Source organism: Novosphingobium sp. BL-S-21 (assembly GCF_055521655.1).
This window is the reverse complement of sequence record NZ_CM145496.1, coordinates 631120-646030: the sequence shown is the minus strand read 5'-3', so window position 1 is coordinate 646030 and position 14911 is coordinate 631120. Positions and strand designations below refer to the sequence as shown.

Below are 14911 nucleotides of genomic sequence, written 5' to 3'. Positions count from 1 at the left end.
CCCCGTTGCCCAAAGCCAAGACTGACGCCGGGTCCGGCGCCGAGCCAGCCGTAGTATCGGCACAGGACGAAGACTTCGCGCTGCACAGCCTCCAGGAGGCACTCGCGGCCGATCGGCGCTACACGCCGAACAAAGAAGAGCTTCTCAACCTCTACGAGCAGATGGTACTCATCCGCCGCTTCGAGGAACGCGCAGGCCAGCTTTACGGCCTGGGCCTCATCGGCGGTTTCTGTCACCTTTATATCGGCCAGGAAGCCGTAGCCGTGGGCCTTCAGTCCGCGCTCGATTCCAACCGCGACTCGGTCATCACCGGCTATCGCGATCATGGCCACATGCTTGCCTACGGTATCGACCCGAAGGTGATCATGGCCGAACTGACCGGCCGTGCTGCGGGCATTTCCCGCGGCAAGGGCGGCTCGATGCACATGTTCAGCGTGGAGCATAAGTTCTACGGCGGACACGGCATCGTCGGCGCCCAGGTCTCGCTGGGTGCAGGTCTCGCCTTCGCGCACAAGTACCGCGAAGACGGCGGCGTCGCGATGGCCTACTTCGGCGACGGCGCGGCCAACCAGGGCCAGGTCTACGAGAGCTTCAACATGGCGGCTCTCTGGAAACTGCCGATCATCTTCGTGATCGAGAACAACGGCTATGCCATGGGCACCGCCGTGAAGCGCGGCTCGGCCGAGACGCATTTCCACCGCCGCGGCACCGCGTTCCGGATTCCGGGCATGCAGGTGGACGGCATGGACGTTCTCGAAGTTCGCAAGGCTGCGGAAGTGGCGCTCGAATACGTGCGTGCCGGCAATGGTCCGGTGCTCATGGAGCTGAACACCTACCGCTATCGCGGCCACTCGATGTCCGACCCTGCCAAGTATCGTAGCCGCGAGGAAGTGCAGGACGTGCGCGAGAAGCGCGATCCGATCGAGCATGTGAAGCAGGATCTCACCGCGCTTGGCGTGGACGAAGCCGCGCTCAAGGAAATCGACAAGCGCGTCCGCGCGCAAGTCGCCGAGTCGGCGGACTTCGCGGAGAATTCTCCCGAGCCCGAACTCTCTGAACTCTATACTGACGTCCTGGTGGAGCGCTACTGATGGCGATCGAACTGAAGATGCCGGCGCTCTCTCCGACGATGGAAGAGGGCAAGCTTGCCCGCTGGCTGGTGAAGGAAGGCGACGAAGTCAAATCGGGTGACATCCTCGCCGAAATCGAGACCGACAAGGCGACGATGGAATTCGAAGCCGTCGACGAAGGTACCGTTGGCAAGATCCTCGTGGCCGAAGGCACCGAGGGCGTGAAGGTCGGCACGGTCATCGCCGTGCTGGCCGGTGAAGGCGAAGACGCATCGAGCGTCCAGGCTTCGGCTCCGCAAGCAGAAGCGGCTCCCGCCGCCGAAGCCGCTCCGGCTGCCGAATCCGGCGCGGCCAAGGCCGAGGCGCCGGCCCGTGCACCGGCCAAGCGGGATCCCGAGATCCCCCACGGCACCAACATGAAGACCTCGACCGTTCGCGAAGCGCTCCGCGACGCGATGGCTGAGGAAATGCGCCGCGATCCGCGCGTCTTCGTGATGGGCGAGGAAGTGGCCGAATACCAGGGCGCCTACAAGGTGACCCAGGGCCTGCTCGAGGAATTCGGTCCGCAGCGCGTGATCGACACCCCGATCACCGAATATGGTTTCGCCGGCATCGGTACGGGCGCCGCCATGGGCGGCCTGCGTCCGGTCATCGAGTTCATGACGTTCAACTTCGCCATGCAGGCGATCGACCACATCATCAACTCGGCCGCCAAGACCAACTACATGTCCGGTGGCCAGATGCGCTGCCCGATCGTGTTCCGTGGCCCGAACGGCGCCGCGGCCCGCGTCGGCGCGCAGCACTCGCAGAACTACGGTCCGTGGTACGCCAACGTGCCGGGTCTCGTCGTGATCGCGCCTTATGACGCCTACGACGCCAAGGGTCTGCTCAAGGCAGCGATCCGCAGCGACGATCCGGTGGTGTTCCTCGAAAACGAGCTGATCTACGGCCGCACTTTCGAGCTTCCCGAGCTTGACGAGCATGTCCTGCCGATCGGCAAGGCCCGCATCATGCGCGAAGGCAAGGACGTGACGATCGTGTCCTACTCGATCGGCGTCGGGCTCGCGCTCGAAGCTGCCGAGCAGCTGGCCGGCGAAGGCATCGATGCGGAAGTCATCGACTTGCGCACGCTGCGTCCGCTGGACAAGGAAACCGTGCTGGAAAGTCTCGCCAAGACGAACCGTATCGTCGTGGCCGAAGAAGGCTTCCCGGTCTGCTCGATCGCTTCGGAAATCTCCGCGATCTGCATGGAAGAAGGCTTCGATGACCTGGACGCCCCGGTGGTCCGCGTCTGCAACGAAGACGTTCCGCTGCCTTATGCGGCCAACCTCGAGAAGGCGGCGTTGATCGACACGCCGCGTATCGTCGAGGCGGTCCGCAAGGTCTGCTACCGCTGACAAAGATGAGGCGGCGGAGGAAACTCCGCCGCCTTTTTCCTGGATCGGTTCCTGGGCGAACCTCTTTACAAGAAATGCGCGCAGCACGCGCGCAGGCATGCAGGCTCTGCACGAAGCGGGACTTGCACCTGCCGACTGGCCGACTAGAGAGGCTCCGTGCCTGACAATTCCGCCTCACCGGCTTCCGCCAGCCAGGGTCCCGAAGACCTTCTTCTCCCCACCATCACGCAAAGCGCCCGGCTTGCGCTGTCCTACGCGACGGCGTCCTCGCGCTTGCCGACACTCGCGCTGTTCGCGCTCGACCAGCGACTGGCCGGCCTGCTGCGCCATTCGCGCGAGCCGATGCTGGCGCTCATTCGTCTGGCATGGTGGCGGGAGACCCTGGGTCGCGACGCTTCCGAGTGGCCGGAGGGCGAACCGCTGCTCAATGCCTTGAGGAGCTGGAACGGCGCGCACAAGCCGCTTGTAGCCCTTGTCGATGGCTGGGAGGCGCTGACCGGCCCGGCGCCCCTGCCGCCGGAATCGCTGCAAGCCATGGCCGAAGGGCGCGGCGCGGCGTTCGCGGCGCTGGCCGAAGCGCTCGGACGGCCCGAAGAGGCCGAGGCGGCCGGTCGGATCGGACGGCGCTGGGCGCTCGCCGATCTGGCATCGCACTTGCGCAATCCCGAAGAAAGCGTCGTGGCGCAGACCCTCGCGCGGGAAACCTCGCCCGGATCGCCGCGCCTGTCGCGCAGCCTGCGTCCGCTGCTGGTCCTGCAAGGACTGGCGCAGCATCGTCTGGCCACGGGCAGCGAGACATCGCCGGGCGCGGTCGTCAAGGCCATGCGTCTGGGCTTGTTGGGTTTCTAGGACCGCAGACCGGTCTGCTCAGGTGCCGGTGAAGATTATGTAATTTCGCGCGGCCCGGGTGCCGCGGCTAAGTGGCCGCCTCGCAAGGGGGCCGAGATGAACCGTTTTGTTCTGGGTGCTTTGGCGGCGCTGGTCATGGTGTCGGTGGGGCTGTTCTGGTGGCAGGGCCGTGCCGCCGTGGAAAGAGGCGCGCCATTGCCGCAGGCGCCTGTCAGTTCGATCGCTCCGCAGGAAATGCCGAGCGCGGACTTGTCCGAAATCGACGGGCCGGAATTGCCCGAGGCGACGGAGCAAACGCGCGAACAGCGCCGTTTCGGCCGTTACGACCGGAACCGCGACGGCAGGATCACCCGCAACGAGATGCTGTCGACACGGGTGGACGGGTTTCGCAAGCTCGACCAGGACGGCAACAACCTGCTGACGTTCGAGGAATGGGCCGTGGCGACGGTCACCAAGTTCGATGGCGCCGATGCGAATCAGGATCAGGCGCTGACACCGGAGGAATTCCGCAAGACGGCGCCGCCTCCGGCCAAGGCGAAGCCCGGGCCGAAGTGCAGCTGCAAGCCGAAATGACGCCGTAGAGAGGGATCTGCGACGAGTAGGCTGGACCCGCGAGGATCAGGCGGGGGCCAGCGCGTCCAGCCAGGGGGCGATTTCCAGCTTTGCGCGCTCGGTATAGGCTTCCTTGCGCTGCTTTTTCTTCACGTCGTGAAGCGGCGGGAACAGCCCGAAATTGACGTTCATCGGCTGATAGCTCTCCGCTTCGGCGTCGCCGGTGATGTGCGAGAGCAATGCACCCAGCGCGGTGGTGCGCGGCGGGGCCTGCCACTCGCGACCGGCGAGCTGCGTCGCCGTCATGAGGCCAGCCATCAGGCCAACGGCCGCACTTTCGACATAGCCCTCGCAACCGGTGATCTGCCCGGCAAAGCGGACATGCGGCGCGGTCTTGAGCCGAAGCTGGCGGTCAAGAAGGATCGGCGAATTGATGAAAGTGTTGCGGTGCAAGCCGCCCAGACGCGCGAACTCTGCGTTTTCGAGGCCGGGAATGGTGCGGAACAGGCGCACCTGCTCGGCGTGCTTGAGCTTGGTCTGGAAGCCGACCATGTTCCAGATCGTACCCAGCTTGTTGTCCTGGCGAAGCTGGACGACGGCATAGGGCCAGCGGCCGTTGGGGTACTCAGGCGTCGCCCAGTGCGGGTTGTCGAGACCGACCGGCTTCATCGGCCCGAAGCGCAGCGTCTCCACACCGCGTTCGGCCATGACCTCGATCGGCATGCAGCCGTCGAAATAGGGCGTGTCCGCTTCCCATTCCTTGAAAGCGGTCTTTTCGCCTTCGACCAGTCCCCGGTGGAAAGCCAGGTACTGGTCCTTGTCCATCGGGCAGTTGATGTAGTCCTTGGTCTCACCCTTGTCCCAGCGCGAGGCCATCCAGCACACGTCCATGTCGATGCTTTCGCGGTAGACGATGGGGGCGATGGCGTCGAAAAACGCGAGACTGTCGGCACCGGTCGCGCGGCCGATGCTGCCTGCGAGCGATTCGGCCGTCAACGGGCCGGTGGCGACGATGGTCGTGCCGGTATCGGGCAGGGTATCGACGCGCTCGCGGACGATCTCGACATTGGGCAGCGCCGCAAGACGCGCCTCCACTTCGGCCGAGAACAAGTCGCGGTCCACCGCGAGCGCGGTGCCGGCGGGAACTTGCGCCTTGGCCGCTGCCGACATGATCAGCGAATCGCAGCGGCGCATTTCGTGGTGCAGCAGGCCGACCGCGTTCTTTTCGTCGTCGTCCGAGCGGAAGGAGTTGGAGCAGACCAGTTCGGCAAGACCGTCGCCCTGGTGGGCCGGGCTGCGCTCGCCGGTGCCGCGCATTTCGGAAAGGCGCACGCGAAAACCGCGGCGCCCGAGCTGCCAGGCGGCTTCGCTTCCGGCGAGGCCGCCGCCGATGATGTGGACGTCTTGTGTCATGGCGCCAGCGCCTAGACCTTTGCGCGGCATCAGGGAAGGGCGCAAGGACAGGGTATGGCAATCAACCGGCGTGCCGGTGCAGCCCCGCTGGTTCAGCGGTGCCGAAAGCTCAGCCGCCCGGAAGGATCAGCTTGCCGGCGGCATCCCGTTCGGCGGGACCATGGGCGATCACGGCGGAAAGCGGCAGGTCGGCGTAGATGTGCGGGAACAGCGCGCCGCCGCGCGAAACTTCCCACTTCACCGCATCGCCCAAGACGGTGAGATCAACCGCGGCGATGCCGAGTCCGGACTGTCCGGCGAAGTGCTTGTCCAGCGTTTCTTGCGCCTGCTCGGCCGTGGACATGTGGATATAGCCGTCGGCAAGATCGATCGGGGCGCCGGTGAAGGTGCCGTCGGAGAGCAGCCGATCGAGCTGCTCTCCGGTCAGGATCTTGTAGGCGACCGTCTCCGTCACGCTTCCGTGTCCGGGGTGTCGGTATCGGGCAGGTCGCCTTCCGGCGATCCGGTTTCAGGCGCCTGGCCCGTGACGGGTGCATCACCCTCGATGGCCGCATCGACAGTGCTTTCGACGATGTCTTCCTCGGCCGGTTCGTCAAGGCGCACGGCGCTGACGACGTGCTCGTTGTTCGACACGTTGAACAGGCGCACGCCTGCCGAACCGCGGCCAATCACTCGCAGCGATTCGAGCGGCAGGCGGATCAGCTTGGCCTGGTCAGTGACGAGCATGAGCTGGTCGGCGCGGCTAGCCGGGAAGCTGGCGACGACCGGGCCGTTGCGCTCGATATTGTCGATATTGGTGATGCCCTGGCCGCCGCGGCCGGTGCGGCGATACTCGTAGGCCGAAGACATCTTGCCGTAACCGTTGGCGCAGACGGTCAGGATGAACTGCTCCTTTTCGACCAGATAGGCCAGGCGTTCGCCGTCGAGCGTGCTCTCACCGTCGCGCTCGCCCTTCCAGGGCGCGAAGCGGAGATAGGCCTCGCGCTCGTCCTGGTCCTGCACGCCGACGCGGTGCAGGATCGACAGCGAGATGACTTCGTCGCCTTCCTTCAGCGTCATGGCCTTGACGCCGGTGGAGGTGCGGCTCGCGAATTCGCGGACCAGATCGCCGGCGAAGCGGATGGCCTTGCCCTGGCGGCTCGCCAGCAGGACGTCGTCCGAATGGTTGAGCAGAGCCACGCCGATCAGGCGATCGTCGCTGTCGTCGTCGAACTTCATCGCGAACTTGCCGTTCGACGGGATGTTCGCGAAAGAGTCCATGGCGTTGCGGCGCACGTTGCCCTTGGCGGTCGCGAAGACCACCGAGAGCTTGCTCCACTCCTTCTCGTCCTCCGGCAGGGGGAGCACGGTCTGGATCGTCTCGTCCTTGTCCAGCGAGGGCAGGAGGTTGACGATGGGGCGGCCGCGCGTGGTCGGGCCGCCTTCCGGCAGCTTGTAGACCTTGAGGCGATAGACCTTGCCGGCGGTGGAGAAGAACAGCACCGGGTTGTGCGTGGACGTGACGAACATCGTGGTCACGACGTCCTCGTCCTTCGTCGCCATGCCGGCGCGGCCCTTGCCGCCGCGCGCCTGGGCGCGGAAGGTCGAGAGCGGGGTACGCTTGATGTAACCGTCCATGGTGACGGTCACGACCATTTCCTCGCGCTCGATCAGGTCCTCGTCCTCGATGCCGTCAGCGGCACCGGTGATCTGGGATACGCGCGGGGTGGCGTAAAGCTCGCGCACGGCGACCAGCTCTTCGCGCATGACGGCGTAGAGCTTGACCCGGTCGGCCAGGATCGAGAGATATTCCTCGATCGCGGCGGCCAGTTCCTTCAGTTCGTCGCCGATCTCGTCGCGGCCCAGCGCCGTCAGGCGGTGCAGGCGCAGATCGAGGATCGCTTTCACCTGAACCTCGGAGAGGCGATACGATCCGCCGTCCTGCTCGGCATTCGGCTCGATAGCCTCGACCAGACGGATATACGGCGCAATGTCCCCGATCGGCCATTCCTTGGCCATCAGGCGCGCGCGTGCCGTTGCCGGGTTCGGGGCGCTGCGGATCATGACCACGACTTCGTCGAGGTTGGACACCGCAACGACCAGGCCGAGCAAGATGTGCGCCCGGTCGCGCGCCTTGTTCAGTTCGAACTTGGTGCGGCGGGTGATGACTTCTTCGCGGAACTGGATGAAGGCCTGGAGGAAGCCGCGAAGGTTGAAGACTTCGGGGCGGCCGCCGTGGATCGCCAGCATGTTGGCGGCGAAGTTCGACTGGGCCGGGGTATTGCGCCAGATCTGGTTGAGCACGACCTCAGGCGTGGCATCGCGCTTCAAATCGACGACGACGCGCACGCCTTCGCGGTTGGATTCGTCGCGGATGTCCGAGATGCCCTCGATCCGCTTTTCCTTGGCGGCTTCGGCGATCTTCTCGACGAGGTTCGACTTGCCGACCTGGTAGGGGATCGAGGTGAGGACGATCGAACGGCGGTCGCCGCGGCCTTCCTCGATCTCGTGGCGGCAGCGCATGATGATCGAGCCGCGGCCCGTCAGATAGGCGTTGCGCGCGCCGCCCTGGCCAAGGATCAGCGGGCCGGTGGGGAAGTCGGGCGCCGGGATGATCTGGATCAGGTCCTCGACCGTGATCGCCGGATTTTCGATCATCGCCAGGCAGCCGTCGATCACTTCGCCCAGATTATGCGGCGGAATGTTCGTGGCCATGCCGACGGCGATACCGCCGGCGCCATTGACGAGGAGGTTCGGGAAGCGCGCCGGAAGCACGGTCGGCTCGCTTTCGGAGCCGTCATAGTTGTCGGCGAAATCGACGGTGTTCTTGTCGATGTCCGACAGAAGCTCGTTCGCCACTTTGTCCAGGCGCGCTTCGGTGTAACGCATGGCGGCCGGCGGATCGGGATCCATCGAGCCGAAGTTGCCCTGGCCGTCGATCAGCGGCAGGCGCATCGACCACGGCTGCGTCAGACGGGCCAGTGCATCGTAGATCGCGCTGTCGCCATGGGGGTGATACTTACCCATGACGTCGCCGACGATACGACTGGACTTGCGGTAGGGACGACCGGCAACGTAGCCCGCTTCCTGGCAGGCATAGAGAATACGGCGGTGAACCGGCTTCAGGCCGTCGCGCACGTCGGGCAGGGCGCGGCTCACGATCACGCTCATCGCGTAATCGAGATAGCTCGTCTTCATCTCATCGACGATGTCGATGCGGGTATATTCGCCTTCGGGACCGAGGTGTTCGGGGCCGTTGATGTCGGTGTCGTCGCTCACGCGCTGGATCGTTCGTTGCTGCGGGACAAAGGGTGATGGATCGCCCTAGGGCATGCGCTGGGCGAAAGCCACATGAACAGGAGGGGGCGTTCCATCCTCCGTGCTTTTTTCCACACTTATGGGCCGAAGGGAGTGGCGAGCCCGGACCGACGTCCGGCGGGAACCCCCGAGGCTGCGGCGAATTGCATTCAAACAGCGTTAAGTGGCGGCGTTCTAATTGCGCCTCTAGGTTGCCAAGCGGTCAATTCGCCGCCACACCGGCACCACCGATTTCAGGAGATTTCGCCGTCCGGCGTGTCTTCGATTTGTCTTGATGAGGAGTTGGCCTGAATGGCTCGCAAGTTCCTGATTTCCCGTATTGCCCTGGCCGTAGCCATGACCGGCGGAATGGCCATCGCGGCAGCACCGACAACGGTTGCCGCCAAGGAGAAGGAGAAGGCGCCCGCCAAGGCTACTTTCTCCAAGGAATATGCGGCGGTTGCCGCACCGGTCGACAAGGCGATCGCGGATTCCAAGGCGAATGCCGCGGTGACGGCCGCCTCGCAGAAGGCCCAGGCCGCCAAGACCGATGCTGAAAAGGCTGCGGCCCGCGCCGAAGTCGACGCCGCCATGGGCGGCGTTCTGGCCCAGCTCCAGACGGCCGAGGCACAGGCCACGCAGCCGTTCGACAAGCTGAAGCAGGGCGAAATGACCCGCAACGTCGGCGTTCTGATGAACGACCCGGCGATGCAGAACAAGGGCCTCGTCATGATGCTCGACAGCGGCCAGACCAGCCCTGAATCGCTGGGTCAGGTCCAGTATCTGGCCGGCGTCACCGCTTATCAGAGCGGTCAGTACGATGTGGCTGCACGTTATCTGCAGCAGTCGTTCGACGGCGGCTACCGCGATACGCAGAACATGATCCAGCCGCTGCTGGCGGACTCCTACAAGCGTTCGAACAACCCGCAGGCGGCGCTGGCGATGGTCCAGAAGGAGCTGGAAGCGGCCAAGGCGAACGGCACCAAGCCGAGCGAAACCTCGATCCGCAGCGCGCTTCAGGCCTCCTACGATGCCAAGCAGCTTGCACCGTCGACCGAATATGCGGCGATGCTGGCACAGTATTACCCGAGCCCGGCTTCGTGGAACATCGCGATTTCGATCGTGCGCCAGCTGGCCTCGCTCCAGAACGCCGAGAACCTCGATCTCATGCGCCTGATGAACGTCACCGGCGCGATGAAGGACAAGCGCGACTATCTGGAATATCTCCAGAATGTCGATCCGCGCGCCTTCCCGGGTGAAGCCGTCAAGATCATGGATCAGGGTCTGGCCAAGAGCCTGCTGACCCAGGCCGAAGTCGGCCAGGACCGCGCCAACAGCGCTGGCCGTGTCGCTGCGGACAAGGCCTCGCTGCCTGCCACCGAGCGTGACGCCATGAAGCCGGGCGCAACCGCAGCCCAAGTGACGGGCGCTGCCGACGTGTTCCTCAGCTATGACGAATACGCGAAGGCCGAGACGCTCTACAAGGCGGCCCTGGGCAAGTCCGGCGTCGATGCCAACAAGGCCAATCTGCGCCTTGGCATGGCGCAGGCCATGCAGGGCAAGGCGGCCGACGCGCAGGCTACCCTGGCCAAGGTCAGCGGCACGCGCGGCCCAGTGGCCAAGCTGTGGTCGGCCTACGCCGCTTCGAAGGGCACGCCGGCTTCGTAAGCCGCTGCCTCAGGCACAAAAAAGGAAAGGGCGGCGGGGAAACCCGTCGCCCTTTCCTTTTTGGCTTTGCGATTTCGCGTTTACGTGACCGGCGCGAAGTCTCCGCTCGCGTCGTCCATCATGTGCAGCTCTCCGTCCGAAATCGCGAAGAAAGCGCCGCGCAGCTTGAGTTCCCCGGCCTTCACCTTGTGGCGGACGCAAGGGAAGGTCATCAGGTTTTCGAGGCTGACCCGGACGGCCGCCTGCTCCATCTGACGCTCCGCGGGACGGCCGCTGGTGCCGAATTCGGCTGCGACCGGGCCGCGCGCCTCGTCCAGCATCGAGATCCAGTCGGCGATGAAGCCGCCCTGGCCGGGCTCGGTGCCGTGAAGTTCCTGAGTCAGCGCCGCCTTGCAGCCGCCGCACATGCCGTGGCCCATGACCACGATTTCCTTCACCTTCAGGACCTGTACCGCGAATTCCAGCGCGGCAGAAACGCCGTGGTGACCGGGCGTGGTCTCGAAGGGCGGAACGAGCGCGGCGACATTGCGGACGACGAAGATCTCGCCGGGATCGACGTCGAAGATCTGCGAGGGATCGACGCGGCTGTCCGAGCAGGCGACGATCATGACTTCGGGCTGTTGCCCTTCGCTCAGGCGTGCCCATCGCTCGCGATTGGGGCTCCACCCGCTACTGCGAAAGCGGTGGTACCCTTCTAGCAGGGTATCGAGGACGCGTTGTTGGTCGTTCGGGGCGCTGGAATCGGTCATGGGATGCCTCCATTGAAACGCACGCAATCCATAGAGCGGATATTCGCACTGGCAAGCTGGCAAGCTTGCGACTATCTGGACGGCATGAACGATCTTTCCTCCGTGCCAAGCCCTGAGCAGAAGCCCGAACGTCAACGCAAGCCCGACTGGATCCGCGTGAAAGCGCCGACCAGCAAGGGATATGGCGAGACGCGCCAGTTGATGCGGGATCTCAAGCTCAATACGGTCTGCGAGGAAGCGGCCTGCCCGAACATTGGCGAATGCTGGACCAAGAAGCACGCCACGGTGATGATTCTGGGCGACACCTGCACGCGCGCCTGTGCCTTCTGCAACGTGAAGACCGGCATGCCCGGCCGCGTCGATCCTTCCGAGCCCGAGCATGTCGCCGAACTGGCGCTGAAGACGGGCCTCGAACACATCGTCATCACCTCGGTTGACCGCGACGACCTGCCGGACGGCGGCGCGAACCAGTTCGTCAAGGTGATCCAGGCGCTGCGCGCTGCAACGCCTTCCACCACGATCGAGATCCTGACCCCGGACTTCCGCGGCAAGATGCGCCGCGCGATCGAGGCGATCGTCGCCGCCGGTCCCGACGTCTACAATCACAACCTCGAAACGGTGCCCCGGCTCTATCCGACGATCCGTCCCGGCGCGCGCTACTACGCTTCGCTGCGCCTGCTGGAGGAAGTGAAGGCCCACGATCCGAAGATCTTCACCAAGTCCGGCGTCATGCTCGGCCTGGGTGAGGAACGCCTGGAAGTGCACCAGGTCATGGACGACATGCGCTGCGCCGATATCGACTTCCTGACGATGGGCCAGTACCTGCGGCCGACGCCGAAGCATGCCGAAGTGAAGGAATTCGTCACGCCCAAGGCCTTCGACGCCTATGGCGCCATCGCCCGTGCGAAGGGCTTCCTGCAAGTGGCGTCCTCGCCGCTGACGCGATCGAGCTACCATGCCGGCAAGGACTTCGCCGAGATGCGTGCTACCCGCGAGGCGCAGCTTGCCAAGGCCGCGCTGGCAAAGACCCCGCGCTGAGCCGGAAGACGTAGCAGTGCCCGGAATTCACGAGACGCAGCGCCTTCCCTATAGCGCAGAGCAGATGTTCGACCTTGTGGCCGATGTCGGTCGCTATCAGGAGTTCCTTCCCTGGGTGGTCGCCACCCGGGTGAAGTCCGACGATGGCACGGAAATGGTCGCAGACATGCTCGTCGGCTTCAAGGCCCTGCGCGAGAAGTTCACCTCGCGCGTCGAGAAAGTCCATCCGCGCGAGATCAAGGTCCATTACGTCGACGGTCCGATGAAGGACCTTCACAACCACTGGATCTTCCATCCGGTGGATTCGCATAGCTGCGACATCGAATTCGACGTGCGCTTCAGCTTCCGCAACGCCCTGTTCGAAAAGCTGGCCGGCCAGTATTTCGACAAGGCCTTCCGCAAGATGGTGGCCGCCTTCGAAACCCGCGCGCACGAGCTATACGGCGAGCCGGTCTGACTTGAAAACGCCGTCCCGGATCCAGTCCGGGACGATGTGCCTGGCTCAGTCCGCGTAAGCCGGCAGCTCGGTACCCGGCAGCAGCAATTCCAGCGCGACTACCGCCGCGTGATGGCGGATTTCCGCGCGGTTGGCGCCTTCGATCAGCTTCTGCTCGGCATGAACTTCCTCTTCGCCGCGATGGGCGCGGGCGAAGACCACGGTGCCGACCGGCTTGAGTTCGCTGCCGCCATCCGGACCGGCAATGCCGCTGATCGCCACGGCCACATCGGCATGGCTATGCGTAATCGCGCCTTGCGCCATCGCCCATGCCGTCGCCGGCGATACGGCGCCGAGCGTATCGATGATGTCCGAGGGAACCCCCAGCATCTCCTGCTTCGATTCGTTCGAATATGTCACGAAGCCGCGATCGAGCACGGCCGAAGAGCCGGCCACTTCGGTCAGGGCGGCGCAAACGAGGCCGCCGGTGCAGCTCTCGGCCACGGACACCTTGCGTCCGATCGCCTTGTTTTCGGCAATGACGCGCTCCGCCAGGTCGTAAAGATCCTGCGGGAATAGGATGTTGCGAGACATGTCAGTCCTTGCAGAGAGTGAAGCCGCCGAGCTTCGCCTTCCCGGGCGCGACTTCATCGGCCTTGGAAGTGACTTCGATCAGCAGGGCGATCAGGCTGGCGGTATTCTCGGGCGGGAGAGGGGAAAGCAGGTCCAGCGCAAGGTCGACCTTGTCACAGGATTTCAGCGGAAGTTCCTGGGAAACAAGGCCTTCCACCGTGATGTCGACAAGCGGCCGCAGCGATTCGTCGGGCAGATTGCGCGCGAACTGGCCGACTTGCGCGTCCTTGCCTTCGCCCAGCTTGAGGAAGGCCGCCTTGGCTTCCGGCCAGTAGCGGGCCTTCTGCGCCGCGTAACGGGTGACGAGTTCGGCGCCGTGGCTGCGCAGGAAGGAATCGCTCGGAAGCACCTGGGCGCAACGCTTGCTGGTGCCGGAAATGACCTGGGGCAGGGCATAGCCGAACAGCGAGCGCGCCTCGGCCTTGGTCAGGCACGACTGCTGAGCGCTGGCCACACCGGGCGCGATCGCCAGCGCGGAGAGCAAGGCGAGCGTGCAGGTCTTGCGAAGAGTGGACATCGTCGGCTCCTTAAATCCGTACCAGGCTGACGACGGCCTGGCAGGCGATTCCTTCTGCCCTACCCGTAAAACCCAGCTTTTCGGTGGTTGTTGCCTTCACGCTGATCAACCCGGGGTGAACGACGAGAATTTCCGCGAGCCGCGCGCGCATGGCTTCGCGGTGAGGGCCTATCTTCGGCGCCTCGCAGATGATGGTGACGTCGGCATTGCCCAGCGCATAACCGGCTTCGGCGATGAGCTTTCCAGCGTGGGCAAGGAAGCGATCCGAAGCCGCGCCTTTCCACTGCGGATCGCTGGGCGGGAAGTGCTGGCCGATGTCGCCCTTGCCCACGGCGCCGAGCATGGCGTCGACCAGGGCATGGATGGCCACGTCGGCGTCGGAATGACCGGACAGGCCATGGGTATGAGCGATCTTCACGCCGCAGAGCCAGAGTTCCTCACCTTCCTCCAGGCGGTGAACGTCATAACCCGTGCCCACGCGGATAGGCGGGGCGGCTGCGGCGAAGTCCGAGGAATAAGTCAGCTTGTGCAAGGCTTCGTCTCCTTCGACGAGCGCGATTTCCATGCCGGAAGCCTGGGCGACCTGGGCATCGTCTCCGGCATTGGTAGGGCCGTCCCAGGCGCGGTGCGCACCGAGAATTCGGTCGAAACGGAAGGCCTGCGGGGTCTGGACCCGGCGCAAGTCTTCCCGCCGCGCCGGAGCGCCCATGACTTCGCCGTCTCCGGACGTTTCGGCATGGGCGAGGCTGTCGGCCACCGGCAGCACCGGAATAGCGCCCTCGTGATCGTCCAGGGCAGCCAGCAACCGGCCGATCACGGCGGCGGGAAGCAGGGGCCTTGCGGCATCATGTATGAGGACGAAATCGGGATCGCCGCCCACGAGCACTTCGAGCCCCAGCCTCACTGACTCCTGGCGTGTTTCGCCGCCGTTGGTGAACAGTATGCCCTCGATCCCCGAGAGCGCTTCCGCCGCCAGGGTTTCCGCGCCTTGCGGGATCACCACGAGAATCGGTTTCACGCCGGCGCTGGCGAGGGCTTCCACCGAATGACGGATCACCGGCTTGCCGCGCCAGGGCGCGAATTGCTTGGGGAGCGGCTGCCCGGCGCGCAGTCCCTGGCCCGCCGCCACGACGACGGCGGCAACGGTCGAGACAGGCACCGGCGTGGCGGTGCTGGGATGTTCGGCGGGACGCTGGGGCGTTTCTGACAGGTCTTGCGACATTGTCGTTGCCGGTAATCGCTTGCCGAGGCGAGGGCAATCCACTATGCGCTGCCTGTTTTTTAGGCACATCTCGTTTTTCAGGCAATTACCG

The 14911-nt window shown here is 64.8% G+C and carries 14 protein-coding genes; 7 read left to right on the top strand and 7 right to left on the bottom strand.

Going from position 1 to position 14911, the window contains the following annotated elements; translation table 11 throughout:
* The first annotated feature begins 5 nt into the window (after positions 1-5).
* The 4 genes from pdhA (at position 6) to ACZ1J6_RS11430 (ending at position 3889) form a co-directional block, all read left to right on the top strand.
* The gene (gene pdhA / locus ACZ1J6_RS11445; RefSeq protein WP_431568578.1) at positions 6-1091 is read left to right on the top strand and encodes a pyruvate dehydrogenase (acetyl-transferring) E1 component subunit alpha; all 1086 of its coding nucleotides are present in this window, start codon (positions 6-8) and stop codon (positions 1089-1091) included.
* Entirely contained in the window at positions 1091-2467 is a 1377-nt protein-coding gene (locus ACZ1J6_RS11440; protein ID WP_132262826.1) for a pyruvate dehydrogenase complex E1 component subunit beta, read from the top strand. Before pdhA ends, ACZ1J6_RS11440 begins: the two co-directional genes overlap by 1 nt.
* A gap of 156 nt (positions 2468-2623) precedes the next feature.
* The gene (locus ACZ1J6_RS11435; RefSeq protein WP_465128093.1) at positions 2624-3316 is read left to right on the top strand and encodes a hypothetical protein; all 693 of its coding nucleotides are present in this window, start codon (positions 2624-2626) and stop codon (positions 3314-3316) included.
* 96 nt (positions 3317-3412) lie between these two features.
* Positions 3413-3889, top strand: a complete 477-nt coding sequence (locus tag ACZ1J6_RS11430; protein WP_314465320.1) for an EF-hand domain-containing protein — start codon at positions 3413-3415, stop codon at positions 3887-3889.
* A gap of 45 nt (positions 3890-3934) precedes the next feature.
* On the opposite strand, the gene trmFO is transcribed toward ACZ1J6_RS11430, so the two are convergent.
* The 3 genes from trmFO to gyrA all read right to left on the bottom strand — a co-directional run bounded on the left by trmFO (position 3935) and on the right by gyrA (position 8539).
* Positions 3935-5281, bottom strand: coding sequence for a methylenetetrahydrofolate--tRNA-(uracil(54)-C(5))-methyltransferase (FADH(2)-oxidizing) TrmFO (gene trmFO / locus ACZ1J6_RS11425; protein WP_431568579.1), 1347 nt, complete (start codon positions 5279-5281; stop codon positions 3935-3937).
* A gap of 109 nt (positions 5282-5390) precedes the next feature.
* Complete coding sequence (locus ACZ1J6_RS11420; protein ID WP_431568580.1) at positions 5391-5735, bottom strand: DUF952 domain-containing protein; 345 nt, start codon at positions 5733-5735, stop codon at positions 5391-5393.
* The gene (gene gyrA, locus ACZ1J6_RS11415; protein WP_431568581.1) at positions 5732-8539 is read right to left on the bottom strand and encodes a DNA gyrase subunit A; all 2808 of its coding nucleotides are present in this window, start codon (positions 8537-8539) and stop codon (positions 5732-5734) included. Before gyrA ends, ACZ1J6_RS11420 begins: the two co-directional genes overlap by 4 nt.
* A gap of 330 nt (positions 8540-8869) precedes the next feature.
* On the opposite strand from gyrA, the gene ACZ1J6_RS11410 reads away from it, so the two are divergent.
* On the top strand, positions 8870-10225 hold the full coding sequence (locus ACZ1J6_RS11410) for a hypothetical protein (RefSeq protein WP_431568582.1): 1356 nt from the start codon (positions 8870-8872) through the stop codon (positions 10223-10225).
* Positions 10226-10305: 80 nt separating this feature from the next.
* Here ACZ1J6_RS11410 and ACZ1J6_RS11405 read toward each other — a convergent pair whose 3' ends face one another.
* Complete coding sequence (locus tag ACZ1J6_RS11405; protein WP_132262812.1) at positions 10306-10974, bottom strand: carbonic anhydrase; 669 nt, start codon at positions 10972-10974, stop codon at positions 10306-10308.
* Positions 10975-11058: 84 nt separating this feature from the next.
* Here ACZ1J6_RS11405 and lipA point away from each other — a divergent pair, with 84 nt between their 5' ends.
* A complete protein-coding gene (gene lipA / locus ACZ1J6_RS11400; protein WP_132262810.1) occupies positions 11059-12012 on the top strand; it encodes a lipoyl synthase in 954 nt (317 codons plus the stop codon).
* Between the two features lie 16 nt (positions 12013-12028).
* The gene (locus tag ACZ1J6_RS11395; protein WP_132262808.1) at positions 12029-12469 is read left to right on the top strand and encodes a type II toxin-antitoxin system RatA family toxin; all 441 of its coding nucleotides are present in this window, start codon (positions 12029-12031) and stop codon (positions 12467-12469) included.
* Positions 12470-12514: 45 nt separating this feature from the next.
* On the opposite strand, the gene ACZ1J6_RS11390 is transcribed toward ACZ1J6_RS11395, so the two are convergent.
* The 3 genes from ACZ1J6_RS11390 to ACZ1J6_RS11380 are packed head-to-tail and all read right to left on the bottom strand — an operon-like array spanning position 12515 to position 14820.
* Positions 12515-13042, bottom strand: coding sequence for a CinA family protein (locus tag ACZ1J6_RS11390; protein ID WP_132262806.1), 528 nt, complete (start codon positions 13040-13042; stop codon positions 12515-12517).
* 1 nt (position 13043) lies between these two features.
* Positions 13044-13598 (bottom strand): hypothetical protein, encoded by a 555-nt coding sequence (locus ACZ1J6_RS11385; RefSeq protein ID WP_165921326.1) that lies wholly within the window; start codon positions 13596-13598, stop codon positions 13044-13046.
* Positions 13599-13608: 10 nt separating this feature from the next.
* Positions 13609-14820, bottom strand: a complete 1212-nt coding sequence (locus ACZ1J6_RS11380) for a bifunctional 2-C-methyl-D-erythritol 4-phosphate cytidylyltransferase/2-C-methyl-D-erythritol 2,4-cyclodiphosphate synthase (protein WP_431568583.1) — start codon at positions 14818-14820, stop codon at positions 13609-13611.
* Positions 14821-14911: the final 91 nt, after the last annotated feature.

What these genes read in the sequence shown, in the direction of transcription:
- ACZ1J6_RS11440 (WP_132262826.1), top strand. Translation starts at nt 1,091, where the DNA reads ATGGCGATCGAACTGAAGATGCCGGCGCTCTCTCCGACGATGGAAGAG.
- ACZ1J6_RS11430 (WP_314465320.1), top strand. Translation starts at nt 3,413, where the DNA reads ATGAACCGTTTTGTTCTGGGTGCTTTGGCGGCGCTGGTCATGGTGTCG.
- trmFO (WP_431568579.1), bottom strand. Translation starts at nt 5,281, where the DNA reads ATGACACAAGACGTCCACATCATCGGCGGCGGCCTCGCCGGAAGCGAA.
- ACZ1J6_RS11410 (WP_431568582.1), top strand. Translation starts at nt 8,870, where the DNA reads ATGGCTCGCAAGTTCCTGATTTCCCGTATTGCCCTGGCCGTAGCCATG.
- ACZ1J6_RS11405 (WP_132262812.1), bottom strand. Translation starts at nt 10,974, where the DNA reads ATGACCGATTCCAGCGCCCCGAACGACCAACAACGCGTCCTCGATACC.
- lipA (WP_132262810.1), top strand. Translation starts at nt 11,059, where the DNA reads ATGAACGATCTTTCCTCCGTGCCAAGCCCTGAGCAGAAGCCCGAACGT.
- ACZ1J6_RS11390 (WP_132262806.1), bottom strand. Translation starts at nt 13,042, where the DNA reads ATGTCTCGCAACATCCTATTCCCGCAGGATCTTTACGACCTGGCGGAG.
- ACZ1J6_RS11385 (WP_165921326.1), bottom strand. Translation starts at nt 13,598, where the DNA reads ATGTCCACTCTTCGCAAGACCTGCACGCTCGCCTTGCTCTCCGCGCTG.
- ACZ1J6_RS11380 (WP_431568583.1), bottom strand. Translation starts at nt 14,820, where the DNA reads ATGTCGCAAGACCTGTCAGAAACGCCCCAGCGTCCCGCCGAACATCCC.